26 protein-coding genes and 2 tRNA genes are annotated in these 26,007 nt (G+C 38.3%); 9 read left to right on the forward strand and 19 right to left on the reverse strand.

What is annotated here, in order from left to right:
• Window positions 1–29: 29 nt before the first annotated feature.
• The gene (locus tag H8S90_RS20825; protein ID WP_370525663.1) at window positions 30–491 is read right to left on the reverse strand and encodes an NUDIX domain-containing protein; all 462 of its coding nucleotides are present in this window, start codon (window positions 489–491) and stop codon (window positions 30–32) included.
• Between the two features lie 142 nt (window positions 492–633).
• On the opposite strand from H8S90_RS20825, the gene H8S90_RS20830 reads away from it, so the two are divergent.
• From H8S90_RS20830 to H8S90_RS20845, 4 genes are all read left to right on the forward strand, one after another.
• Entirely contained in the window at window positions 634–2,916 is a 2,283-nt protein-coding gene (locus tag H8S90_RS20830) for an ATP-dependent helicase (RefSeq protein ID WP_187339721.1), read from the forward strand.
• Window positions 2,917–2,976: 60 nt separating this feature from the next.
• Window positions 2,977–3,663 (forward strand): DUF4290 domain-containing protein, encoded by a 687-nt coding sequence (locus tag H8S90_RS20835; protein ID WP_187339722.1) that lies wholly within the window; start codon window positions 2,977–2,979, stop codon window positions 3,661–3,663.
• 111 nt (window positions 3,664–3,774) lie between these two features.
• The gene (murA, locus tag H8S90_RS20840; protein WP_187339723.1) at window positions 3,775–5,097 is read left to right on the forward strand and encodes a UDP-N-acetylglucosamine 1-carboxyvinyltransferase; all 1,323 of its coding nucleotides are present in this window, start codon (window positions 3,775–3,777) and stop codon (window positions 5,095–5,097) included.
• Between the two features lie 150 nt (window positions 5,098–5,247).
• Entirely contained in the window at window positions 5,248–5,874 is a 627-nt protein-coding gene (locus H8S90_RS20845; protein WP_187339724.1) for a YceI family protein, read from the forward strand.
• Window positions 5,875–6,024: 150 nt separating this feature from the next.
• On the opposite strand, the gene H8S90_RS20850 is transcribed toward H8S90_RS20845, so the two are convergent.
• From H8S90_RS20850 to H8S90_RS20880, 7 genes are all read right to left on the reverse strand, one after another.
• Window positions 6,025–7,386 carry a pyridoxal-phosphate dependent enzyme gene (locus H8S90_RS20850; RefSeq protein ID WP_187339725.1) on the reverse strand — a complete coding sequence of 454 codons (1,362 nt, stop codon included), beginning with the start codon at window positions 7,384–7,386 and terminating at the stop codon, window positions 6,025–6,027.
• 83 nt (window positions 7,387–7,469) lie between these two features.
• Window positions 7,470–8,288, reverse strand: a complete 819-nt coding sequence (locus H8S90_RS20855) for an AMP nucleosidase (RefSeq protein WP_187339726.1) — start codon at window positions 8,286–8,288, stop codon at window positions 7,470–7,472.
• Window positions 8,289–8,420: 132 nt separating this feature from the next.
• Window positions 8,421–9,665 carry an ATP-dependent Clp protease ATP-binding subunit ClpX gene (gene clpX, locus H8S90_RS20860; protein WP_187339727.1) on the reverse strand — a complete coding sequence of 415 codons (1,245 nt, stop codon included), beginning with the start codon at window positions 9,663–9,665 and terminating at the stop codon, window positions 8,421–8,423.
• Window position 9,666: 1 nt separating this feature from the next.
• A complete protein-coding gene (clpP, locus tag H8S90_RS20865) occupies window positions 9,667–10,362 on the reverse strand; it encodes an ATP-dependent Clp endopeptidase proteolytic subunit ClpP (protein ID WP_187339728.1) in 696 nt (231 codons plus the stop codon).
• Window positions 10,363–10,637: 275 nt separating this feature from the next.
• A complete protein-coding gene (gene tig / locus H8S90_RS20870; protein ID WP_187339729.1) occupies window positions 10,638–11,981 on the reverse strand; it encodes a trigger factor in 1,344 nt (447 codons plus the stop codon).
• Window positions 11,982–12,042: 61 nt separating this feature from the next.
• Window positions 12,043–12,124: transfer RNA gene (locus tag H8S90_RS20875), tRNA-Leu, on the reverse strand.
• A 121-nt stretch (window positions 12,125–12,245) separates the two neighbouring features.
• The gene (locus H8S90_RS20880) at window positions 12,246–12,821 is read right to left on the reverse strand and encodes a chemotaxis protein CheB (protein ID WP_187339730.1); all 576 of its coding nucleotides are present in this window, start codon (window positions 12,819–12,821) and stop codon (window positions 12,246–12,248) included.
• A gap of 426 nt (window positions 12,822–13,247) precedes the next feature.
• On the opposite strand from H8S90_RS20880, the gene H8S90_RS20885 reads away from it, so the two are divergent.
• The gene (locus H8S90_RS20885) at window positions 13,248–14,231 is read left to right on the forward strand and encodes a helix-turn-helix transcriptional regulator (protein WP_187339731.1); all 984 of its coding nucleotides are present in this window, start codon (window positions 13,248–13,250) and stop codon (window positions 14,229–14,231) included.
• A 581-nt stretch (window positions 14,232–14,812) separates the two neighbouring features.
• Here the strand turns inward: H8S90_RS20885 and H8S90_RS20890 are convergent.
• From H8S90_RS20890 to H8S90_RS20905, 4 genes are read right to left on the reverse strand one after another with little or no spacing between them, the layout of a single operon-like run.
• Entirely contained in the window at window positions 14,813–15,082 is a 270-nt protein-coding gene (locus H8S90_RS20890) for a hypothetical protein (RefSeq protein ID WP_187339732.1), read from the reverse strand.
• Between the two features lie 6 nt (window positions 15,083–15,088).
• On the reverse strand, window positions 15,089–15,592 hold the full coding sequence (locus H8S90_RS20895) for a lipocalin-like domain-containing protein (protein WP_187339733.1): 504 nt from the start codon (window positions 15,590–15,592) through the stop codon (window positions 15,089–15,091).
• A 33-nt stretch (window positions 15,593–15,625) separates the two neighbouring features.
• Entirely contained in the window at window positions 15,626–15,976 is a 351-nt protein-coding gene (locus tag H8S90_RS20900; protein WP_187339734.1) for a 5-carboxymethyl-2-hydroxymuconate Delta-isomerase, read from the reverse strand.
• A gap of 14 nt (window positions 15,977–15,990) precedes the next feature.
• Complete coding sequence (locus H8S90_RS20905) at window positions 15,991–16,554, reverse strand: short chain dehydrogenase (protein WP_187339735.1); 564 nt, start codon at window positions 16,552–16,554, stop codon at window positions 15,991–15,993.
• An 87-nt stretch (window positions 16,555–16,641) separates the two neighbouring features.
• Between H8S90_RS20905 and H8S90_RS20910 the strand changes: the two genes are divergently transcribed.
• The 3 genes from H8S90_RS20910 (at window position 16,642) to H8S90_RS20920 (ending at window position 18,246) form a co-directional block, all read left to right on the forward strand.
• The gene (locus H8S90_RS20910) at window positions 16,642–17,487 is read left to right on the forward strand and encodes an AraC family transcriptional regulator (protein WP_187339736.1); all 846 of its coding nucleotides are present in this window, start codon (window positions 16,642–16,644) and stop codon (window positions 17,485–17,487) included.
• Window positions 17,488–17,886: 399 nt separating this feature from the next.
• On the forward strand, window positions 17,887–18,024 hold the full coding sequence (locus H8S90_RS20915) for a hypothetical protein (protein WP_187339737.1): 138 nt from the start codon (window positions 17,887–17,889) through the stop codon (window positions 18,022–18,024).
• A gap of 18 nt (window positions 18,025–18,042) precedes the next feature.
• On the forward strand, window positions 18,043–18,246 hold the full coding sequence (locus H8S90_RS20920; RefSeq protein ID WP_187339738.1) for a helix-turn-helix transcriptional regulator: 204 nt from the start codon (window positions 18,043–18,045) through the stop codon (window positions 18,244–18,246).
• Window positions 18,247–18,319: 73 nt separating this feature from the next.
• Here the strand turns inward: H8S90_RS20920 and H8S90_RS20925 are convergent.
• From H8S90_RS20925 to H8S90_RS20945, 5 genes are all read right to left on the reverse strand, one after another.
• Window positions 18,320–18,399: transfer RNA gene (locus H8S90_RS20925), tRNA-Leu, on the reverse strand.
• 89 nt (window positions 18,400–18,488) lie between these two features.
• A complete protein-coding gene (gene rseP / locus H8S90_RS20930; RefSeq protein WP_187339739.1) occupies window positions 18,489–19,829 on the reverse strand; it encodes an RIP metalloprotease RseP in 1,341 nt (446 codons plus the stop codon).
• Window positions 19,830–19,832: 3 nt separating this feature from the next.
• The gene (locus tag H8S90_RS20935; RefSeq protein ID WP_222852352.1) at window positions 19,833–21,017 is read right to left on the reverse strand and encodes a 1-deoxy-D-xylulose-5-phosphate reductoisomerase; all 1,185 of its coding nucleotides are present in this window, start codon (window positions 21,015–21,017) and stop codon (window positions 19,833–19,835) included.
• Complete coding sequence (locus H8S90_RS20940) at window positions 21,017–22,516, reverse strand: GH3 auxin-responsive promoter family protein (RefSeq protein ID WP_187339741.1); 1,500 nt, start codon at window positions 22,514–22,516, stop codon at window positions 21,017–21,019. Before H8S90_RS20940 ends, H8S90_RS20935 begins: the two co-directional genes overlap by 1 nt.
• Window positions 22,517–22,748: 232 nt before the next feature.
• The gene (locus H8S90_RS20945; protein WP_187339742.1) at window positions 22,749–23,537 is read right to left on the reverse strand and encodes a beta-carotene 15,15'-monooxygenase; all 789 of its coding nucleotides are present in this window, start codon (window positions 23,535–23,537) and stop codon (window positions 22,749–22,751) included.
• Between the two features lie 160 nt (window positions 23,538–23,697).
• Between H8S90_RS20945 and H8S90_RS20950 the strand changes: the two genes are divergently transcribed.
• Window positions 23,698–24,588, forward strand: a complete 891-nt coding sequence (locus H8S90_RS20950) for a bestrophin family protein (protein WP_187339743.1) — start codon at window positions 23,698–23,700, stop codon at window positions 24,586–24,588.
• Window positions 24,589–24,667: 79 nt separating this feature from the next.
• On the opposite strand, the gene H8S90_RS20955 is transcribed toward H8S90_RS20950, so the two are convergent.
• Window positions 24,668–24,931 carry a DUF2892 domain-containing protein gene (locus H8S90_RS20955; RefSeq protein ID WP_187339744.1) on the reverse strand — a complete coding sequence of 88 codons (264 nt, stop codon included), beginning with the start codon at window positions 24,929–24,931 and terminating at the stop codon, window positions 24,668–24,670.
• 70 nt (window positions 24,932–25,001) lie between these two features.
• A complete protein-coding gene (gene nrdF, locus H8S90_RS20960; RefSeq protein ID WP_187339745.1) occupies window positions 25,002–25,985 on the reverse strand; it encodes a class 1b ribonucleoside-diphosphate reductase subunit beta in 984 nt (327 codons plus the stop codon).
• Window positions 25,986–26,007 lie beyond the last annotated feature (22 nt).

Genomic DNA, 26,007 nt, shown 5'->3' on the forward strand with positions numbered 1-26,007 from the left:
ATGAACAAAATGAATGAATTAGCGCTGCATTATGGCGATGTTTTACGTTTCAAAAATTCCGCTAAGGCTATTTGGTCTGTTTTAAAGGTTAAATCTGAAACCTTCATATTACTGATAGGTACCCATCGAAATGACTGCAAAACCTCTCCCTCCGTCTCATCAAAATCGAAAGCTCTTGCCTTAAAATTTAGTGTAAAAGGTTCTTTATTTATTACTTGATAATAGATGGAAATAATCTGACTATCGTTAAAATAAGAATGCTCATAAAAATCTGTGGTATAGACATGTCCCAATACCTCCACCTCAATCATGCACTCCTCAAAATATTCCCTTCGCAAACCCTCGCGAAGCCCCTCTCCGTATTCAAGGCCTCCTCCAGGAAATTTACTGAATCGCTTACCATATTCCTGCTCATCGCTTATCAATAATTCGTTCTGCTCATTTAAGAGTAAACCATACACCCTTACATTAAATGGATACAATGCCTGCATACGTCTTTTAAGAAATTCAAAAGTAAAAATATAAATTAAAAAAATTAACTTATCTAATAAACCTTAAGAAATCGCTCCAACCTAGACCACTCAGCTAACATTTTTTTTCTATCTTTACACCTCTAAAAAAGGCAAGAACATTTTGGATTATTTAAAAGGACTAAACCCCTCTCAGCGAGCTGCAGTAGAGCAAACAGAAGGACCGGTCATGATTGTTGCGGGAGCTGGGTCTGGTAAGACACGCGTAATTACATATCGAGTAGCCCATTTAATACGTAAAGGTATAGACCCATTCCATATTTTAGTGTTGACCTTCACAAACAAAGCCGCGAAGGAAATGCGCGAACGCATTATGAATGTGGTCGGCAATGAGGCAAAAAACATATGGATGGGAACATTCCACTCGGTATTCGCCAAGATTCTTCGGGTTGAGGCACAGCACATTGGATACCCAAGCAACTTTACCATATACGATACGGACGATAGTAAAAGTTTATTGCGTTCGATTTTAAAAGAAATGCAATTGGACGACAAATTGTATAATGCTAATTTTGTATACAACCGCATTTCAGCGGCTAAAAATAATTTGATATCCGCCGCCGAGTACCAAAAGAATGCGCAAATTCAGGCAGAAGATCAATCCGGTGGCAGAGGACAGCTCGGATTGATTTACCAAACCTACACGCAGCGATGTTACAAAGCGGGAGCAATGGATTTTGACGATTTACTATTCAAAACCAACGTTTTGCTCAAAGAACACCCCGAAATACTATACAAGTATCAAACCAAGTTTAAGTATTTAATGGTAGATGAATATCAAGACACCAACTTTTCGCAGTATCTAATTGTGAAAAGATTAGCAGCAATTAACGAAAACATCTGTGTTGTGGGAGATGATGCACAAAGTATTTATGCTTTCAGGGGGGCCAACATTCAAAATATATTAAACTTTGAAAAGGATTATCCGGATTTGAATGTATTCAAATTGGAACAAAATTATCGGTCTACCCAAAACATCGTCAATGCCGCCAACAGCATCATATCCAACAATAAAAACCAATTAAAGAAAAGCGTGTTCTCTGAGAATGAGACAGGCGATAAAATAAATGTAGTACGTGCTTTTAGTGATAATGAAGAGGGAAAAATGGTTGCGGAAAACATTCTTCAGGATCGATCACTTCATTCCCTAAGGTTTAAGGATTTCGCTATATTATATCGAACCAATGCGCAGTCCCGCGCCATGGAAGAGTCGCTCAGAAAACTGAATATTCCCTATAAGATATACGGCGGTACGTCTTTTTATCAACGAAAAGAAATAAAAGACTTAATAGCCTATTTTAGACTTACATTTAACCCTAACGATGAAGAAGCATTAAAGCGGGTTATCAATTACCCACGAAGGGGTATCGGCGATACTTCCGTGGAACGCATTTTTATAGCCGCGGATCAACATCAAACAAGCTTATGGGAAGTCATTGCCAATCCGCAAAATTTCCTCGATGGTCGAACTGCTGGCGTAGTGTATCCTTTTGGTTCGCTCATACAGAGTTTCCAGGTTCTGGCAAAGAATAATAATGCCTATGACGTAGCCTTACATATCGCCCAACATTCGGGCATTCTGAAAGATCTATATGAAGATAAATCCGTTGAGGGTTTAAACCGATACGAAAACATTCAGGAATTACTCAATGGGATTAAAGAATTCAGCGAACGTGAAGACATTGAAGAAAAGGGGCTCGATATTTTTATGCAAGATATCGCTTTGTTAACAAATGATGATAAAGACAAAGATCCGAATGCCGATACCGTTTCGTTAATGACTATACACTCTTCAAAAGGCTTGGAGTTTTCGCAGGTTTATATTGTAGGTCTAGAAGAAAACCTATTTCCTTCACAGCTATCACTTAATTCGCGAAGCGACCTCGAAGAGGAACGGAGGTTATTCTATGTAGCCGTTACCCGTGCTGAAAAAAAACTGACCTTATCGTACGCAACTTCGAGATACCGCTGGGGGACGCTGAACAACTGCGAACCCAGTAGATTTATTGATGAAATAGATCCTCGCTATCTGGCACTTGATTTCAAAGCTCCTGGAGCTGATACGATACCAAGCACCTCTTTTGGTAGAGAGCGTGATAGCTGGGGCCAATCATCACAGGACATCTTCACCAAGCCGAAACCGAAAATTGCTTCTAAAACTACCACTATTCTACCCAAAGCGCACCAACCAACAGCTGGCTTTGCGCCGTCAGACACCAGTAACCTTCAAGTAGGAATGGAAGTAGAACACGAGCGCTTTGGTTTTGGAAAAGTTCTTAATTTAGAAGGGAATAAACCCGATATAAAAGCAACTATTTTTTTTAAAGAATTAGGACAGAAACAATTGTTGCTTAAATTTGCAAAACTTAGAATTGTCAATAATTAAGTTATATGGCTTACGCATCGATGTGTGAATGAATAGCCGATAACTTGTAAAAGGAAGAATATGGAATTTGATTATAACAGCACCCGTAAAAAGTTAATACTAGCTGAATACGGCCGTAACGTACAGAATATGGTAGCCTATATCTGTACGCTTCCAACCAGGGAAGAAAGAAATCGCCATGCACAGGTGGTAATAGATCTTATGGGTTTTTTAAATCCACATTTAAGAGATGTTTCTGATTTCAAGCATAAATTGTGGGATCATCTACATATTATCTCTGATTTTAAAATTGATGTAGATTCCCCTTACCCAGTACCGATACCTGGAGCGATACATGCAAAGCCAGAAACCCTTAACTATCCACAACATCGCATTAAGTATAAGCACTATGGTCATACCATCGAATTGATGATTGAAAAAGCTAAAAAAATAGAAGATCCTGAGCGTAAAAAGCAGATGGTTCAAGCTATGGCTAATTTCATGAAGATGGCCTATGTAACGTGGAACAAAGATTCCGTCACGGATGATCATATCATACACGATCTAAAGGAAATGTCTGAAGGCATATTGGAGTTAGATGAAGACATTAATCTTACCAAACTCGAATTTAAGACACCTCCTCCAGGCAATCGCACAAAAGGTGGGAGCAACACCAATCAACAAGGTGGAAATGGTGGCGGTCAAAAAAACAGGCAACAGCATAAAAACCAAAACAACAATGGCAAAAAGCGTGGCAAACGCTTTTAAAGCCTTCGAATAGCTTATTTTTAGTCAACCGGCCTATTATCTTTGTGTTTTTACGAACAACGAAAGATATAGGGCCGGTTTTAGTTTTTTAAACACAACCGATCTACTTGAATGAACGCATTTGAAATTTACGGCGGTCAAGCGCTAAAAGGGGAAATCACACCACAGGGGGCCAAGAACGAGGCCTTACAGATACTTTCTGCAGTATTGTTAACCTCAGATAAAGTAACCATAAGTAATATTCCTGACATCAAAGATGTCAACAAACTCATTGAATTACTAGCAGACCTGGGCGTCAGTATAGAACGTATTAACAAAGACACCTATACTTTTGAAGCAAATAATATTAACATAGATCATTTCCAGTCAGACACATTTAAAACAAAAGGCGGTAGTCTAAGAGGGTCTATAATGATTGTTGGTCCGCTATTGGCACGATTTGGCAAGGCGTCTATCCCCAAACCTGGTGGTGATAAAATCGGCCGTAGAAGACTAGACACACACTTTTTAGGTTTTGAAAAATTAGGGGCAAAATTCAATTATGATCCCGACGCCCATTTTTTTCATGTGGATGCAACGAATCTCAAAGGCACCTACATTTTGCTGGATGAGGCGTCGGTAACGGGTACAGCCAATATTGTAATGGCTGCGGTGCTGGCTAAGGGTACAACTACCATCTATAACGCCGCTTGCGAACCATATCTTCAACAGCTCTGCAAGATGCTCAATAGAATGGGTGCTAAAATAACAGGAATAGGCTCCAATTTGCTAAAAATTGAGGGTGTGGACAGTCTGACAGGAACGGAACACCGCATGTTACCCGACATGATTGAGATTGGCTCCTTCATTGGCTTAGCAGCTATGACAGGTTCGGAAATCACTATCAAGGACGTACACTTCGAGGAATTAGGAATCATCCCTACTGTTTTTAGAAGATTAGGTATTCAGTTAACACATAGGGGTAATGACATCTACATCCCAGCTCAAAACTCTTATGAAATAGAAACCTTCATTGATGGCTCGATACTTACCATAGCAGACGCGCCCTGGCCTGGCTTCACCCCAGATCTATTAAGTATAGTACTTGTTGTTGCCACGCAGGCCAAAGGAAATGTACTGATTCATCAAAAAATGTTTGAAAGCAGACTATTTTTTGTTGATAAATTAATAGATATGGGGGCACAGATTATTCTATGCGATCCTCACCGCGCTACTGTAATCGGACTTAACAAGGCATTTAAATTACGTGGAATCGAAATGACCTCTCCGGATATCAGGGCCGGTGTATCGCTCTTAATAGCTGCCCTCTCAGCGCAAGGTAAATCTGTTATCTACAATATCGAACAAATAGAAAGAGGGTATCAACACATTGATGAACGGCTACAGGCAATTGGTGCACAGATAAAACGAATAGATGCAAACCCGGGACATTAAATAACGTAATGCAAAACTTTTTTATCATATTTCTGTTAAAAAAATTGTCTATATTGTTCAATCTATTTATTCTTACTTTATTTGTGAAATAAATGTTTAACCATTTATTTCATATGAAAGTTTAAAACGTTAACCCAAATTAAAAAAACGATGAAAAAAAAGTTTATCTTATTCGGTACGGCTATTGCATTACTATTAGCCTCATGTGCAGGTAATCCTGAAGGCACACGTTCTGACGCTACCGACGCGACTGAAGTTGGCGAAGCTGCAGGCGCAGAGATTCCCGTAGATGCCAATGCTTCCGAAGTGAAGTGGGAAGGCACAAAGGTGACAGGGAGTCATTATGGAACTGTCGACATAAGTTCTGGGAAGCTATTTATAGATAATGATGTATTAACCGGAGGTGAATTCGCTTTTGATTTAAGCACGATTAAAAGTGATGACCTTGAGGGAGAATATAAAGAGAAATTGGAAGGTCACCTGAAAAGTGATGATTTTTTTGACGTAGAAAATCATCCAGAAGCTACCTTCGTTATTACCAACGTAACACCTGAAGAAGAGAACAAATTAAAAGTTTCAGGAAATCTAACGATTAGAGGAACAAGTAAAAACATCTCATTCATAACGGATGTAACTGAATCCAATGAAAACAAATTTGATGGTATTGCAGATTTTAATATCGCGCGCGAAGATTGGGGGGTTAGTTATGCGGGTCAAGCAGATGATCTAATCAGCAAAGAAATTAATTTCAAGATTCATTTGGTTGCGAGTAAATAAAATAAAAAATTAAAAGGTATAAGGATTAAACGTCGTAGAAAATCAAAGCTATCTATCTTAATTCTTATACTTTTTCCTTCCATTTATTCGGCCAAATGCTATTCTTCATAAAACACACCTTTCATACAACCGGTTCATTTAACTCCGTTGTTATTCCGATATGGCATTAATGATGTCATATTGTGTGATGATTTCCAGCTTGCCTTCTTTATCTTCCACCAAAACAGCATTATTATTTCGATCAATCAACGCGGATAGTTTATCGATTGACGTGTTTAGATCTACAAAAGGAAAAGGGGCTGTCATGATATGCTCAACCTTGCCCGACTTCACTACAGGATTTTCCAGCAAGGCATTTAATATATCAGCTTCGGTTACCTTTCCTACAACCATGCCTTGTTGTGTGACCGGAACCTGAGAAATATTCAATGTTTTCATCATATTGAAAGTCTCGATAACAGATTGCTCTCCATTTACCATTACCGTGTCCTGTTCTCCTCTCAATTTCAGTATTTTTTCAGCTGTTATCTTCTTATCTTTAAGAAAACCTCTTTCACGTAGCCAATCCTCGTTAAACATCTTACCCATGTAACGTGAACCATGGTCGTGAAAGATAACTACGACCACATCTCCCTCTTTCAATTGATCGGCAAGTTGCAACAATCCTGCTATTGCAGCCCCAGCAGAATTCCCAACAAAAATCCCCTCTTTGCGAGCAATTTCTCTAGTCATAAGAGCAGCATCTTTATCCGTTACCTTTTCAAAATAATCGATTACGTCAAAATCCACATTCTTAGGTAGAAAGTCTTCACCAATGCCTTCTGTTATATAGGGATAGATTTCATTTTTATCAAATACGCCAGTTTCTTTATATTTCTTAAATATCGAACCATAGGAATCAATGCCCCAAATTTTAATCTCCGGATTTTTCTCTTTCAAATATTTACCCGCGCCACTGATCGTTCCCCCGGTACCAACGCCCACAAGTAGATGAGTGATTTTTCCCTCCGTCTGTTCCCAGATTTCTGGCCCAGTTTGCTCATAATGCGCTTGTGTATTTGACAAATTATCGTATTGATTGGGTTTCCAGGCATTAGATGTCTCCCGTTCGAGCCTACTTGAAACGGAATAATACGAACGGGGATCCTCTGGTTCAACGTTTGTAGGACAAACAATTACTTCTGCTCCAAAAGCCCTTAACGCATCAATTTTTTCTTTCGATTGTTTATCAGTTGTAGTAAAAATACATTTATATCCTTTGATTACGGCAGCCATGGCAAGTCCCATACCAGTATTCCCTGAAGTACCTTCGATAATCGTTCCACCCGGCTTTAAGAGCCCTTCGCGTTCTGCATCCTCGATCATCTTTATAGCCATACGATCTTTAATAGAATTTCCAGGATTGGTCGTCTCTATTTTGGCAAGCACAGTAGCCTTAATATCTTTGGTTAAGTTGTTTAGCTTTACCAATGGAGTATTTCCTATAGTTTCTAATATATTATTATACCACATGTGCTATATATTTTATCACTTATACAAAAATAACTAAATTGACTTGTTAATGCAATGATGCACCCACGAAGTGAACCACAGATTTAAAACTTCAAGTGTTTTACGGTCAACCCATTATTAATAAGCTGTTTTAATGAGTCTATCCCAATCTTTAAATGTGTTTCTACATAATTGACGGTTACAGCCGAGTCACTTTCCTGTGTTTTCACGCCTTCGGGAACCATCGGTTGGTCTGAAATAAGCAATAATGCACCTGTAGGAATTTTATTGGCAAAACCTACCGTAAATATAGTTGCTGTCTCCATATCTACGGCCATTGCCCGCAGTGATTTTAGATATTTCTTAAAATCCTTATCGTGTTCCCAAACTCTCCTGTTTGTTGTGTAGACGGTTCCCGTCCAATAGTCGAGGCTATAATCTCTGATAGTGGTAGAGATTGCTTTCTGCAAGGCGAACGCCGGTAGCGCTGGCACTTCTGGGTGTAAATAATCGTTAGAAGTACCTTCACCCCGAATAGCAGCAATGGGTAATACAAGATCGCCAATGTTGTTTTTCTTTTTCAAGCCCCCTGCTTTGCCTAAAAAAAGAGCAGCTTTCGGCTGTATCGCCGATAGCAGATCCATAATAGTAGCCGCAACCGGGCTTCCCATCCCAAAATTAATAATGGTAATACCTGCAGCAGTTACACTCTGCATTGGTTTATCCAAACCATAAATAGGTGCGTTGTCATGCCACTCGGAAAAGAGTTTTAAATAATTCGAGAAATTTGCTAGCAAAATATACGCTCCAAACTCCTCCAATGGTCTTCCCGTATACCTGGGCAACCAATTTCTAACAATATCTTCTTTATTTTTGAGACCAGATTTTACAGGTGTTTCAACTTCTTTTGTTTTATTCGCCATAATATCATCTTTTAGAAAAAATCGCCCAAGCTTAAAGCAACGGCTGAATGGGTATGGATCATTAAAATATGCGTAACCCGCAAAATTCAATATACAAAAAATCCCCCGATTTTAGCGGGGGATTTACAACCTTTATGCTACCTGCAATTTCTTCAGGTCAGATTTTTCGAATTTCTGTTTTGCATAATCCAAGGTAACGAAAAGATCTCCTCCCCCCTCCTTGTCTTTAGACGGTATTTCGAACATGGCATCTAACATTATGGCCTCACAAATGGCTCGTAGCCCTCTGGCACCCAGTTTAAATTCATTTGCTTTATCAACAATAAACTCATAAACTTCCGGTTCGAACTGTAGTTTTATATGTTCGTAGTCAAATAATTTCTGATATTGCTTGATCAGCGCATTTTTTGGTTGCGTAAGAATACTGAGCAAAGTATCTCTATCTAATGGGTTTAGATAAGTAACAACGGGTAACCGTCCGATAAGCTCAGGTATTAATCCGAAAGCCTTTAAATCCTGTGGTGTTATATATTTATAAAGATTATTTAAATCTATCTCCGCTTGATCCTGATTCATCTTGTATCCAACAGTTTGCGCACGCATACGATTGGCTATCTTTTTCTGTATACCATCAAAAGCACCTCCACAGATGAAAAGAATATTACTGGTATTCACTGCTATCATCTTTTGGTCGGGATGTTTTCTACCCCCTTGAGGCGGCACATTAACTACAGTACCTTCTAAAATTTTCAAAAGAGCCTGCTGTACTCCCTCTCCCGACACATCTCTTGTAATAGATGGATTATCACTTTTGCGAGCGATTTTATCTATTTCATCGATATAGATAATTCCACGCTCCGCTGAAGCAACATCATAATCAGCTGCCTGCAATAATCTTGTTAAAATACTTTCGACATCTTCTCCCACATAACCAGCTTCTGTCAAAACAGTAGCATCGCAAATGCAGAAAGGCACGTTCAGTACTTTGGCAATTGTCTTTGCTAACAAGGTTTTTCCAGTTCCAGTCTCTCCAACCATAATGATATTGGATTTTTCTATTTCTATCTCATCTTTTTCTATCTTTTGGTTTAACCGCTTATAGTGGTTATAAACCGCTACAGAAAGAACCTTTTTAGCGTCATCTTGTCCAATAACATACTGATCTAAATGTGACTTTATTTCAGCAGGTTTCAACAATTTCAATGCCGCTTGTACACTTTTATTTTTACGTAAGGTGAGCTCCTCGGCCAAAATCTCGTTTGCCTGTGTAACGCATCGATCACATATATGGGCATCATTACCCGCAATGAGCATCAATGTCTCGGACTTTCGCAAACCACAAAATGAACAAGTAACTTCTCTTGAATTCTTTGCCATTTTATTTATCCTTCTTTCCTGTTAATACCTCATCAATCATGCCGTTTTCTTTAGCCTCCGATGAAGTCATCCAAAAATCACGATCCGAAGCCTTTTCAACCCAATCGTAGGGCTGCCCCGAGTGATCAGCAATTATCTGATAAAGTTCTTTTTTCAACTTCAGCATCTCGCGAAGATTAATTTCCATATCAGCCGCAACACCCTGCGCACCTCCCGAAGGTTGATGAATCATCACACGGGAATGTTTTAAAGCTGCTCGCTTTCCTTTTGCCCCAGCGACTAACAATACAGCACCCATAGAAGCCGCCATACCGGTACAGATGGTAGCAACATCGGGAGCTATGTACTGCATGGTATCATAGATACCTAACCCTGCATACACGCTGCCACCTGGGGAGTTAATATAAATCTGAATATCCCGATGTGCGTCGGCAGATTGTAAAAATAGCAGCTGCGCCTGTATAATATTAGCCACTTGGTCAGTAACAGCATCGCCTAAAAATATAATCCTATCCATCATCAAACGAGAAAAAACGTCCATCTGGGCTACATTTAGTTGACGTTCTTCTATAATGTATGGAGTTAATGACACAGGCGATTGTTGTTCTACCTTATTGATAAATTTATCTACATGCTGGCTCCCGATACGATGGTGCTTAACAGCGTATTTTCGGAATTCATTTTTATCTATATTCATACGATTTTACTTTTTTGCCTAGCTAAGATATAAGATTAATTCTAAAATCTATAATCACAGACAACTTGATCACATTTTTTACCTGGCACATATACAAAGAGTACGCCAACACCCTGATTGACACATTTTCAAGAAAACCACCTGACAATCTGCCTGCATTTATTCTAAACCTGACAAGATCTTCCTTGAACCAAGATAAAATCAAAATCGGACCAAACTAAAAAGGCCGCCCATTAATAACGATGGACGGCCTTTTGTTATCTCTTTGTAAGAAATTACTTTAGTTCCAAAAACTTGTTATAATCGATATCCTTCTTATTCAGTTTAACAACTCCTTTTAAAAAGTCAAATACTTTCAAGGCCTTTACTTCCTCAAAAAGCCTGTTTGCCTGTTCCTTATCCTGTAAAAACTGAACAGTATACTGAGATAGCTGCTCTTCACTTACCGGCTGCGGACTATACATTTTGAACTGCGCTGCAATGCGCTCCTTTGCAAGTTTAAATACCTCTTCGTATTTAATCTCCAACTTATTCTCCGTGATGATTTTATTTTCAATCAAGGTCCACTTCAGGTTCTTCACAAAATCTTCATATCCTTCATTTAATTCCTCATCGGTCAATTTCTCATTCGTAGCTTTCAACCAACGCTTCAAAAATTCGTCTGGAAACTTGACGTCCACTTTCTCCATACCCAAAGTGTATAGATCATTTTGCAAACGCTGATCTGAATTCTGCACTAGCATAGATTCCACCTCGGTTGTTACACGAGCCCTAAATTCCTCTTCCGTTTTTACTTCACCCTCACCAAAAAGTTTATCAAAAAATTCTTGATTAAGATCGGCTTCTTCTAATCTATTTACATTTTTAACGACTAACTTGAAAGTTGTGTCTGCCAAGCTCGCAACCTCTTCTTCTGTAATATTCAGTAATTTCGCGATGGCCTCATCGTTAAAAGCCTTTTTAAGATCAATACTAACCTCATCGTCCTTCTTCAGCCCGATCAATGCCTTCTTAGTTTTCTTATCCTCCACCAAATCCGTACGAACTGATGCTGTATTTTCTATACCACCTTCTAAAGGATTACCTTCCTTATCAAGCTGGGTAAGCGTACTGTACAAGACATCTCCATCTTCAGCGACCTCTGGATTGGTCATTTTACCATAACTCTTGCGTAAGTTTTTTATACGTGAAGCTAAAGTTTCTTCATCCACTTTAATGTCATACTGTGTCAATTTATCTTTTTCACTGAAGGGCGCTTCAAACGTTGGTGCCAGACCTATTTCATACTGGAACTTAAATTCATCATTAAAATCCCATTTGTATTCTGTAGTATCCCCTTCTTTTGGTAAAGGCTGACCCAATACTTCAATTTTATTCTCACTCAAGTAGTTATTCAGACTGTCACTTACCAAGCGATTAATCTCATCAAAAAGAATGGCCTTTCCATAGGTTTTCTTAATATGTGAAGTGGGTACCATCCCTGGACGGAAGCCAGGTAATTTTGCTTTCTTCGCTTGTTCCTTAATTGCCTTGTTTACACTCTCCGTATAATCTGCAGGAACAACATCTACATTGATAACTGCATTCAGGTCGTCTACTTTCTCCTGTGAAATGTTCATTAGTTGCGTTTTAATATGCTCAATACAAAAATTCCCCCCGATGTTGTCGGGAGGAATCAAGTGCGGAAGAAGGGACTCGAACCCCCACGCCTCTCGGCGCCAGATCCTAAGTCTGGTGCGGCTACCAATTACGCCACTTCCGCAGTACTTAGTGTTATTTTGGATTGCAAAACTAATACATTATACCCTTCTCTCCAAATATTTTTAAAAGAAATTGATACGCCTCATCCTAATAAGCTGATTTATGGGGTATTATTTTTCCTATCAAACTAATTTGCGGCAATATTCCTTTAATTGCGCATCAGAAAGTACTGCCGTAACGGAATTTGTTTCTATTGCTGCTTTAGGCATAACATCCACCTCTGCGAATTCAGGATTTTGAACCAATGTTACTCCGCCATATCTGTGTACGGCGCGGAGGCCCTCCGCACCATCCTTATTTGCTCCTGACAATAAAATAGCAACTAATTTATCTTGAAAGACTTCGGCCGCGCTTTGCAATGACACATCAATTGACGGCCTACAATAGTTCACCGGTTCTGAAACGTCCAGTGCCACTGTCTTATCGGTTTCAATCAATAAATGGTATCCCCCCGGCACAAAATATATTATCCCAGGTGTTAGTTTTTCTTTTTCTTCAGCCTCCTTAGCCCGCAATCTACATTTCTGTTGCACCATTTCCTCCAACGTACTATGGAACTTATCATTTCTATGGATAATTACCAATATAGCAAATGATATATCCGACTTAAGTTCCTGCAACAATTCCATCAACAACATTACACCTCCGGCAGAGCAGGCTATAACTAATAGATCAATCTGTTTATCCTGATCATACATGTCTATCTCCCCGCATCTTCAATATTTTTTAAGCAGTGTACAACCTATACCCGCACTGGTAGGCAATTTACGCAGACTGTAATTAAAATACAATATTATCACAAGGTGTTTACATAATATTTGCCTTAGCTAAACGGTTAACTATTCACTTTAATTGCCATGCTAAACTTAGCGAAAGCCCTCTACTTCTTTGTAAAGTATGCGCAGTAGTATACAGAATTAATGCACTTGACAACACGTCGTTTCGTTGACTAAAAACATGAAGCCATTACTATTATTACTTTTCTTTTTTATATACATTTGCGGGACTACTATTAAGAATTATTATAAATAAACACCAGGATACAGAAGCATAATAGTAGAAAAATACTACGATACAGTTAATTCAAATGCGTATCGAATTTTTTTATTATCATTTTTTTGATCATGACAAAAAAAATAGGTTTAGCAATGTTTCAGGAAATATTCAGAGCTGAAGCAATAACGAATATGTCAGATGCCTATATTACAGACGAGGTTTACACAATTAACCATCTTCATCTAAGTGCAAAGCATCGGATTATTAAATTTGAAGGAATTTCTATCATTTATCGTGATTGGCAATTGCCTGCACCTATATCCCTATTAACTAAGCACGAAAGACCTTTTTTAAAAATGCAATTTGAAATTGAGGGGTATTCTGATTTCGTAAGTGATGTAAGTATACCCTACAAAAGTATTGAGATACCTAACGGCAGGCATACTTTACTTTTCTTGCCTGAAGTAACTGGCACACTATACTACCCCAATTCACGTAAGGTATTAGATGTCATATTCACGAAAGAATACATTTCTGATCTTTTTGGAAATGATCTCCGTTGCCTGCTCCATTTCGGAAAAAGTATTGAAAACGGACAACCTTCGCTAATTGGCAACAACAGCTTGTTTATCACCAATCAGATGAAACGGATTATCGCCGAAATCTTGCATTGTACCTATCATGGGATCTTTAAAAAAACCTATATTGAAGCTAAAATCGTAGAGCTTCTAAATCTGCAGATTGATCAATTTACAAATACGAACATCTCCGCTACCAATACGATCAAATTGCATAAGGAGGACATTGACAAGTTGTACTATCTGAAGGAAATCATTGATAAAAAACCAGGAGCGAACTATTCACTTATGCAACTCGCAGAAATTGGCGGATTTAACGATTTTAAACTAAAAAAAGGTTTTAAACAATTGTTTGGTAATACTGTGTTCGGATATATCAATGATGTAAGGATGGAAAAATCGCATGAGTTGTTGCGAGAGGGAAAAATGAGTATTGCCAATATAGCATTTCTAATGGGTTATAAATATCCACACCATTTCTCCAAAACCTTCAAAAAGAAATTCGGCTATTTACCAAAAGAAGTAAAAGCCTAAAAAAGGCTGATGATCTATTTTGTTTTTGGAAGAAAAAAGGGTGTTTAATTTAGTGTTTATCATCCGAAACTACCTTTTAGTGTAAGGAAAACACCTATTGGTGTAAATTTTTCGTTTTTTTGAATTGAAACCGTTTAATTAGCATTAGTTTTTATATCCATAAGGCATTTAGCTCATTAGGTTAGGTTGATTAAAAAACAGTAGTTTTTAACCTCACTTCCCCAAAGTGAGGTTTTTTTATTTTCTATAAATTAGCTCAACTACACGTTGATTCACCCAAACGGCATTATGGAAAGCTTATCATACTAAAATCATTTCGTCTATTGCATCATCATCTTGTTATCCGTTTTGCATGAGATAGATGAGCCTGTAAATGGAAACGGATGTAAAAGGAATTTATTACAACAATAGGATATACCTATTCGCTACAGATCGCAAGAGCCAAGGCAGGGATAAAAAAATCGTCTGTAAAACATTTTACAGACGATCATCCAATTTTAAGTACCGTCCAGGGGGAATACTTTCAACATTTGAAACGCTTTTTAAGGCTTATTGAACCTAATTAATACAAGATTTGAAGATTACTGTATTTCTTCATTCCTGAATGTTCGAGTATCAATTTTCAGAATATTATCATGTTGATTCGTAATGACGCTTTCAACATATTCATTCTCCTTCAGCTGTCTCCTGTACTTGCTGCACATCTGTTGATAAAGCTGTTTTACTTTTCTGCGATCGCGGTATCGGACTAGGTATCCCTTTGCTTCACTAAGGCCAAATCCAATTACTGCACCAACAATACGTTCAATGATACATAGCCTACTACGTATATAAAATTTAGACCCAGCCAAAAACAACTATTTTTTCTTCCACACCACTGTTGCCGTAACAGCCCCGCCATTGGTAGTATTGGTTACCACATAGCTCAACATATTATTTTCAAGTTTGTAAGAACGTAACTGCACATCGCCCTCCCAGTTAGGATAAAAAGCATACTGTACATTGAAAGTAATCGTGTGCTTTTCAGGGTGAACAGTATATGTACCAAAATGCGAATTGTTGCCCTGCACCAAGGCAAGGTTTTCATCCGGCGTAGCCTTATTCTTGTCTCCTGCTGAGACTTTTGGACGAGTAGCTTTTAAAATTTGTATAGCGTAATCACCAGCGTCAGTAAACACAAGCAAACCCACAGGATTTTCGCCGTAAGGCAATGTTTTGCTTCCATCTGCATTGATATTTTCTACTGCTATCAACGACCATGTACCGACAAATTGTTTTCTGGTTTTTTTTGACAGCCTTAGATCCTGTGCCCGTAAAGGAGTAAATAACATTATAAATGCAACACACATTAAGTATCTCATAAATCATTGTTTATTTTTAAAAATTTAGTTTGTTTAATGTCGCAACAAGTGCCTGTTGCAATAACCTGCTTTTGTAAATTCATCTACACTTGAAGCTATAAAATCAATAGCAGGAAACAAGCCTATCAGTGTTTTTACAACACGTTGCGACAAATCGGCTTTTTGTTCTTCCGTTCTTCCTGCTAGAATATATCTGAATACATGAATGAAGTCGGTCTTTTTACCTCCAACTTCGTACCGCACATAAGGGTTCACTCTTACTTTAATATCTTCTTCTATAAAAAGACCACTTGCAATAGAAGCATCAAATACTGCTGTTAAGATCTCTGGTTCAGACACCTGTGTTAAAACATTTGCCGAACAATCAATAATAAAATGTGGCATAATTTATTCGTTTTTTAATGGTAGCCAATTCGTATAATTTCTCCGTTAGCCGAAGTTGCAATGCTTTTTAAATAGCCTTTAATCAAATCTTCGGCAGCAATGTCTGTGATTTTTGATGGGCTTATCACATTAATCCTGATACCTCTTGGCATTTCCAATGCAGCTGCCAATACAAAGCTGTTTACAGCGCCATTTGCTACAGCTTTTCCTGATGAACCTTTTGCAGGATTTTCACCCATTTTGCCTGATATGAGTGTAAATGAACCATGGTCATGGATGTGTTTCAGACCTGTAATTACAAGATTTATTTGAGCCAATAATTTTTGTTGCACTCCTGTAAAATATTTCTCATCCGTCATAGAAGGTAAGTCGCTTGTAACACTGTCGCCTGCCGCACAAACAACCGCATCTACAGTTCCTATTTGTGCAAATAGATTTTCAAGGGAAGCGATAGAAGAAATATCCGCCGAAACATCGCCACTGTTTCTTCCTGCCGTAATTACTTCATGTTTTTGTTGTAAGGCAGGTGTAATAATTTTTCCGATATTGCCATTTGCACCGATAATTAAAATTTTCATTTTCTTATAATTTGATAACGCAAAGTTATTCAGAAAATACACCTCTTAATTTGTACTATTTTACACTTTTTTTGTATTTTTACTGCTATGAAAGGAGAAACTTTGTACAGGCCTTATGAAATAGAATGGAAAGAAATGCTACGCTTCCCCAAAACCACCAAGCGCAATAATTTTTTTGAATTGATTTATGTGATAGACGGAACAGGCATTCAAATAGTAAACAAAAACAAGTTTAACTATCGCAAAGGCAATTTATTTTTACTAACCCCACAGGATGTATATTCATTTGATATTACTACGCCAACAACTTTCTTTTTTCTCCGTTTCAATGAATTATTTGTAAAGGAAAAAACCGACAAAGACAAAGATGCCGTAAACCAGGTGGAATATATTTTGCAAAATGCCAGTCACCGCCCGGGATGTATTTTAAAGAACAAAGTGGACAAGCCATTGATCACATCGCTTATTGAAAGTATCCTAAACGAACAAACCAATCAACAGTTGTACTACAATCGCATTACAGAGCAAATTACTAACACCATCATTACCGTTGTGGCAAGGAATATTGCTTTAAAACTTCCAAAGAACATAAAAGAAAGCACCGGCGAGCCAGTATTAGAGATACTGCAATACATTCAGGAAAATATTTTTGACCAAGAAAATTTAAGGGCAGAAAAACTCAGTGACCATTTTAATATATCGCTGAATTACTTGGGACGTTACTTTAAAAAGCAAATAGGTGAAACCCTGCAAAGCTATATCGTCAACTACAAATTGAGACTGGTAGAGATAAGGCTGCTGCACAGCGATATGCGGATAAATGAAATCGCTTACGAACTTAATTTCTCCGATGAAAGCCACCTGAACCGTGTATTTAAAAAATATAAAGGGATGAATCCGTCCGAGTTCAGAAAGACAAATAACACAAATTGAAAATTCAGCAACAGCACTTGTGTACGCTAGCGCACCAAGACGAACGGCGTCTGTTACGGCAATCACGGCCTTTTGATACAATTCTTGCGCACAAAGGTTAAAAATGGATTAGGTAAGTTCTGTTTGCATTATAGAGCATTGTACGACCATCCAAATAATGATTGTCTAAGAGCGGTTTTGAACATCGAAATGATAGACAATAATCACTACTTTCCTAATCCCGGATACAGAACCTACGACCAACACTTTTTCCCGTGTCCATTGTCTATTCTGTATGTTCAATTAAACCATATTGAAGTTCTAAAAGATAAAGAGAATACATACATTAACGCAGACATAGTCATTTTCTCAAAAGACTTTAAATAAAGGACAATACAGGGGTAGACTATGATTTCCTAAATGAAGTCGCCAACATGGATGAGCAGAAATTTTATGACGAATTGGAATATCAAATATTCAAATACCGAGCAATGGAGCCAGCAGGAAGCCGATGAATTGGAAAAACTAAGCCTGTTGGCCGAACGGTACGAGGATTAGGAGATGAAACTGATGCCCATGCCAGTAATGCTTAGTGCCGTGGTGGAAGCAAAAAAAGAAGAATTGGGCGTCACCCAAAAAGGACTGGCATCCATCCTTGGCATCGGCGCACCGAAATTATCCCAAATACTCAACGGAAAACGTGATCCCGATGTGGGTTTTCTGAAATCATTGCATCAAAAATTGGGGATTGATGGGAATTTTATTTTGGAAAAAGTATAGAATTTATTGCACTTTTTTAAACTCTGTAAAAACAAAAAAACCTGAAAATCAACTGATTAACAGGTTTTTTTAGTACCCAGGGCCGGGATCGAACCGGCACGGTTTCCCACTAGTGTTTGAGACTAGCGCGTCTACCAATTCCGCCACCTGGGCATCACATTGTACCGCTAACGGGATGCAAATATATCTGTTAATACTACAATCACCAAATAAAATTAAAATTTTATTTGGTGATATAGCTGTTAAGGTAATTTATCACCTACGGCCTTCATAATATCATTTCCCAGCGCAAAAATCATTAGTGCTACTATAATAATGAAACCAACAACTTGTGCCCTTTCCATAAACTTATCACTCAGCGGTTTACCCTTAATCATCTCCACTACTAAAAAGAGCGCATGCCCCCCATCTAAAGCCGGAATAGGTAATATATTCATAAGCGCTAACGCCATTGATAATAAACCCACCAAACTCCAAAATTTCACCCAATCCACTTGTCCACCGAACATTCTGGCAATCCCCACAGGGCCTGATAAAGCCTTATTCGCCTTTACTTGCCCGGTAACCACCTTACCTAGAGCCTTAGCATTATCTGTCAAAGAGCCCCACGCTTTAGCCGCACCCACTGGAAGAGCTTCTAAAAAGCCATATTTAACCTGCTCCTGGGGAATACGACTAAGATCCCTTCCAGTATAAACACCCAATTTTCCTTCGGCATCGATTTTGGCCTGCACCGTATCCACCGTGCCCGCCCTGGAAAAAACAATGGTTGCTTCTTTATTTTTACTTGCTTGCAGCTGCTCCGTCATCTGATCCCAAAAAATAATAGGTTGCTGATTGATAGCTATTAAACTATCGCCCTCTTTTAGACCTACTTTTTCAGCGATCCCCCCCTCTTCCAACTGTTCGATTTGTTTAATTCTTATACGAGGTATTACAAATTCATCTATGCCTAAATCAGAAACCTCATTTAATATATCACCGGGAACAGTTAAATCAATCAGTTCACCGTTTCTTAGAATAGTTAATTTTGTGTTTCCCAGTAAGACCTTTGGACTACGCACGTCTTCAAACCGTACTACACGTTCATCATCAATAGCGGTAATTAAATCACCTGCTTGCAGGCCCACCTGCTTACCAATAATCCCCGGGGCCAAACCATCAGCTAATTTATCATTTGGAATAAACGTTTCTCCGTAACGGAGTGTAAGCATCCAAAAAATAAATATCCCTAAAATAATATTGACAATAATTCCCGCCAACATGACAATTAGTCGTTGCCAAGCGGGTTTAGATCGGAACTCCCAAGGCTGTGGTTCTCCTTTTAACTGATCGGTGTCCATGGATTCATCGATCATACCGGCAATCTTCACATAACCTCCCAAAGGTAGCCATCCAATGCCGTATTCACATCCTTTATAGTTAAACTTAAAGAGCTTTACGCCCCATGCATCAAAAAAAAGATAAAACTTTTCAACTTTTATTCCAAAGGCTCGGGCAGCTAAAAAGTGTCCCAATTCATGTAAAACAATCAAAATAGACAGACCAAGCAATAATTGGCCCGCCATAATTAATCCACTCATTCTCTATTTTTCTATTTGATATACTTTTTTCTTTTTTGTTACTAATTGTTCGGCAAAAAGTCTTGCCTCCTTATCCGTTTGCAAATAATCATCAAGCTTGGGTGAGGCGATGAATGGAATCTTCTGAAGCGTTTCACTGATGATCGTACTCATTTCCCTAAAACCGGTTTCATCACGCAAAAATGCTGCCACAGCCACTTCGTTGGCAGCGTTTAACACACATGGCATATTGCCTCCACTTCTTAAGGCATCAAAAGCAAGCGCTAGATTTGCAAAAGTCTTTGTATCGGGTTGTTCAAAGCTTAGGCATGGGTGCTTTAGAAAATCAAAACGTTCAAAGGTATTCGCTAACCTACCAGGATAAGTCAGTGCATATTGTATAGGTAATTTCATATCTGGCAATCCCATCTGCGCCTTTAGTGAACCGTCTTTAAACTGCACTAGCGAATGTATGATTGACTGCGGATGAACAACCACCTCAATTTGATCCACATCCAATCCAAAAAGCCATTTCGCTTCAATCACTTCCAAACCTTTATTCATCAATGAAGCCGAATCGATTGTGATTTTTTGTCCCATTACCCAGTTGGGGTGCATGAGTGCCTCTTTCTTAGTGATGGTTGATAAAGAAGTGGCATCCTTACCTCTGAAAGGCCCTCCTGAGGCTGTCAGATATATTTTTTCCAGTGTGCTTTTTTCCTCACCCACTAAACATTGATAAATAGCAGAATGCTCGGAGTCTACTGGCAAAATGGCCACCTCATTTTTTTCTGCTAACTTCATGATAAGTTCTCCGGCCACCACTAGCGTTTCCTTATTAGCCAGGGCAATATTTTTACCCGATTTTATAGCCGCGATTGTGGGTTTCAACCCTGCAAACCCTACTAATGCAGTCAACACGATATCTATCAATGGCCGCTGCACTACTTCTTCCAAGGCCTGCTGTCCACTCAGCACTTCGATACCTTTTGAGCCAAGCACTTCGTCAACCGCAGCACGCTTACTTTCATCCGTAATGACCACAACCTTTGGCAGGAATTCCATTGCCTGTTCAATTAACAATGTCGCATTGCCAGCGGCAGTCAACACTTCGACATCAAACAGCTCCCGATGTTCTCTAACAACAGATAAAGCCTGTGTGCCGATACTTCCAGTAGCTCCTAATATTGCAATTCTCTTCTTTTTGATCACTTAATATAGTTTTCTAATTGATCAGCAATTATACGATCATTTGCCAGACGAGGCAGCTTGTTCTGTCCTCCTAATTTCCCCAAAGATCGCATATAATTTATAAAACTTCCCTTCTTCATTGATCTGATGATTAAAGGTTGCAGGATTTTGCCTTCGATCAAGTCGAAATAATAGCTATTTTTACGTTGGAGCTCTTGATCCACTTTAGCTCGGAATTCGTTCAAATTAACCGGTAGAGTTCCAAATTCAATAAACCATTCGTGATATGGCAATTCGCCCACTGGTGGATTGACCTGCGGAGCCACCGTAAACTCTGTAACTTCCACCCCTTCACTTCTGGCAACGCTCATCAATGCATGTTCCACTTCTTCGCCAATTACATGTTCACCAAAGGCAGATATAAAATGTTTTATCCTCCCAGATACCACAATTCTGTAGGGGTTTAAAGATACAAATTTAACCGTATCTCCTAAATTGTAAGCCCAAAGCCCAGCATTGGTACTTAGTATAAGGGCATAATTTCTGTTTAATTCCACTTCCGATAAGCTTAACCTGGTAGGTTGCTCATGAAAAACTTCCTCTGCAGGAACAAATTCGTAAAATATACCCGAATCAGGCAGCAATAACATCCCCTTTTCTTTTTGGCTATCTTGAAAAGCAATAAAACCTTCCGAAGCAGGATACGTTTCTATCGAGTCGATCCTTTTACCAACGATCTCCTCCAAACGGCTTCTATAGGGTTCGAAATTCACGCCTCCATATACAAAGAGACTGAAATTTCTAAAGATATCTTTTATTCTTTTACCATTTGTTCTTGCAAATAACCTTTCAAAATACATTTGGACCCACGGAGGGATACCTGATATTAGCCGCATATCTTCATGGAGCGTTTCCTCAACAATTTTATCAACTTTTGACTCCCAGTCCCCCATGCAATTTGTTTGAAAACTTGGTAATCGATTACGTTGTAAATAGGTTGGCACATAATGGGCAACGATACCCGATAAACGGCCAATTTTAATACCATTTTTCTCTTGCATAAGTGGACTTCCCTGCAAAAAGATCATCTTCCCTTCTACAAAAGAAGTATTTCCAGTTTCATGAATATAACTTAGTAAAGCATTTCTTGCAGCATTAATATGCTCGGGCATAGAATCTTTGGTTAGGGGTATATATTTCACTCCTGAGGTCGTACCTGAAGTTTTTGCCATATATAACGGCTTCCCGGGCCACAGCACATCGATTTTACCAGAAAGCACCTGTTCGATATAAGGTTTAAGTCCTTCGTAATCTCTTATTGGTACCTTTTCTTTAAAATCAGCGTACGAACGTATACCATCAAACTCATGATCATTTCCAAACGCTGTATGCTTGGCAGATGAAATCAGTTGTTTGAACACCTTCTCTTGCGATTCTACCGCACTCTTTCGCCATTTATTTATTTTCCTTACTACGAACGCGGCAAAAGGTTTGCTTAAAGCAGCTTTTATACCCATAATAATAATAATGGATGTTGGTTGATTATAAAACGAAACCTGCATGAACTACCGCACAAAAAAAAACATGACCTTACCGCAGCGATCTTTTGAACGTCGTCGAGAAAAAACGTAATATGAAAAATAAAATAGCTCATGCAACCTTCATTGCCGTTAAAAACTTAGCGTAGCGATCTCATTGATACCGCTAACGGTCAAAAATACATCAATAAACAATTTATTATAATGAAAATCAAATAATATTTTTAATAAACCCAGGATCATCTTCTCCCTTATATTCTTTCATCATTTGCCTATACGCCAAAGCAATTGCTACACTGGATAAAGGAACTATCAGAAATGAGTTTACTAAACTCATACCCGCCGATAACATCGGATACGACCTATAGTTAAAATATATGGACAATAAATGTAAAATGGTCAAAAATGTTAACAAAAGCAACAATTTAAAAAAATTGCCTCTCGTAATCGCAAAACTTAATCGGATTGCCTTAAAAGGTCTTTCATGTCTATCAATGATAAAAAACGGATAAAAAGCTACCCGTATCATAAAGCTGATAAAAAAAACAATGGAAAGAAAAGCAAATAAATCTACAGCACGTTCGGTGCTATTATATATGTATATAACCGGTAATATGAGTACTGCCAACAAAGCGAAAGCTACTAAAATAATTAATAGAAGTCCCAACATGGCAATAAAAAAGTAACTCAGCTCTTTTGTTGAAGGTATGGTATCTGATAGCGAAACATGTTCCCTCTCGTCATCCATTACGTGAAAAATGTATTTAAACAATGTCAATTGTATACCAAAATAAATGACTACAAAAGAGATTGCCATAACTGAACTGAAAACCGGGTTAAAATCCCTGAAATAAAAGGCTAAAATCCCTGAAGTGTTGGACGTAAGAAAAAGTAAGAGGCAAAGTCCGGCAATAGAAAAATAATGCCTTTTCAAAACATCCCAAGCAGAATTTATCACCTCGTTCACGGCAAATGTACTATCTTTTAAGAATTGGATCATTTAATGTGTATATTAAGTACAAACCTAACATAAAATTTTTTTATTAGCCTAATGTTCATAAAACAATCTCAACATTTTGCTGTTACCGTAATCGTAAAACGGTATTTTTGCCGGGATTGTGTTATTTTAAAATATTTATCCGTATTTTTTTATTCCTTATATGATTGTAGAAACTAATGTCCGCGCAAGCCATATGTTCAAACTTATTGGCAAATGGCTCATCATCTATCTTTTGCTTGCTCTTTTTGTATGTGTCAGTTACATTGAATGGGGCTGGGATATCGCCATACCGGAAACCGAGATAGCTATCATGGGTACAGCACTTTCCATTTTAATGGGTTTCCGGGTCGACGCGGCCTACAAGCGATGGTGGGAAGCACGCATTATCTGGGGAGCAATTGTCAATAACTCAAGAACGTTTGCCCGAGAGGTCGTTAATTTTGTTGGAAAACACGACCCGGATGCTAGTAGACAATTGATTTATCGGCAAATTGGTTTTGTGGAGGCTACAGGTAAACATCTGCGTAAACAGGGAGGGAAAGAACATTTAGCACGCCTATTGTCAGCAGAAGATTTTCAAACAATCCAAACAAAAAAGCATGTTCCCAATACGCTCTTAATGATGAATTTGAAGCAACTAACTGAATTAAATCTTCAAGGTTCGCTATCTACCTATTTATTGGTTCAGATTGAAACGATCATCCATAACTTAACGGATGAACTGGGAAAAGCGGAAAGGATTAAAAACACGCCATTCCCTGTTCCCTATGGATATTTTTCGTGGCTTCTAGTGCATTCCTTTGCTTGTTTAATTCCTTTTGCAATGGTGAAAGAACTAGGTTACTTAACCATTTTACTGGCTATTATACTTTCGTTTATCTTTCTTATTATTGAGCAAATAGCTATTCAGATACAGGATCCGTTTGAAAATCGGCATAATGACACACCTGTTACAACAATTGCTAAAAATATTGAAATAGATCTGAGAGAAATTCTAAATGAATCTCCACTTCCAGCACCATTAACACCAAAAGCTGGTGTCAGTATGTAATATACTAGAAGATTTTCTCCTCAGCAAAAAGCGGTTATGTTTCAAAACATAACCGCTTTTTTTCGCAACAGACCTATTTTTATATAAATTCAGCCTTTTCAGGATGATGCGATTCTTTGACAATTAAACGTTTCACATCACATGTACCCGTTGCCCCCCTGTAAAGTAGCGCACTGCCAATCGCAACCTGTCCTAAAGCCAATAAAGGTTTTTTGAAAAGTTCACGCACACCTTTGTAAATCATATATGTTCCTGTACCTATTGATATTACACGTTCAGAAAAGTCAATATTTGGTGTACAATCATCCTCTAAAAAGTAGTCTCTGTTTTCAACGTTTGTCATGATACAATAATTAAGTTTATTTTATATAACAAATGTCTACTCATTAGGTTTTAGCTTTCCATACCGATCACTAAACAGGTATTGCTAAATCCGGATTAAAATCTTCATCGTGCAAGTGGCTGATCTGCGTAGCTTTTTCATAGTTGGTAGACTTTTTAGAGAAGAAATCGTGTTGAGTGGTTTCTAGGTTGAGCCCGTTTAATACTATTGAGTTCACATCCTTCACTTCAAAAAGCTCGTCAAAACCCAGATTCATCAAAGCTTTATTTGCATTATAACGCACATATTCTTTAACCTCCGCCGTTAAGCCAACATCGGTATAAATTTCTTCTGTATATTTTAACTCATTTTCATACAGTAGCGTTAAAAGATCCAACACATCCTGTTTGGTTTTTTCTTTATTCGGCAATTTCTTAAAGACGTCCTGTGCCAGCATCCCTACAAAAACACCATGGATAGATTCATCAGCCACAATTTTTTTAATGATATCCGCACTGGCAACCATCTGCCCCTGCCCTGCTAGCCATAATGGAATAAAGAAACCGCTATAAAAAAGAAAAGATTCTAAAAGCACCGATGCTGCCAAAGACATAAACAACTCTTCATTAGTTATTTTTTTCTTATCCAATACACGATAATATTTGTCTATCGTAGCAGCCTTAAACTGTAGGTACTTATTTTCCTGTACCCACTCAAAAAGCTCGTTAATCTCAGGTGTACTAGCAACGGTTGTAAAGATGGTGGAATAGGATTTGGCGTGTATCGCTTCCATCATGCACATATAGGACAATACAGCTTTGCTCTGTAAACCATCAATATGGTCTATAATTTTTGGCATCCCGGTATGGCTTTGCAGCGTATCTAACAACGTTAAGCCACCCAATGCCTTTTTATAAGTCTCCTGCATTTCGGGAGCAAGTTTTTTCCATACATCGATATCTTTTGATGGAATATATTCTGTATCTATCCAGAACTGCCTGATATTCTGTTCCCAAAACATTCCTACATAATCGTTCTCTGGGGTATTCCAATTTACTGCTTTATATTGATTCATTTTTTTTATTCATATATGTTTC

It is taken from the genome of Olivibacter sp. SDN3, assembly GCF_014334135.1.
GTDB lineage: Bacteria > Bacteroidota > Bacteroidia > Sphingobacteriales > Sphingobacteriaceae > Olivibacter.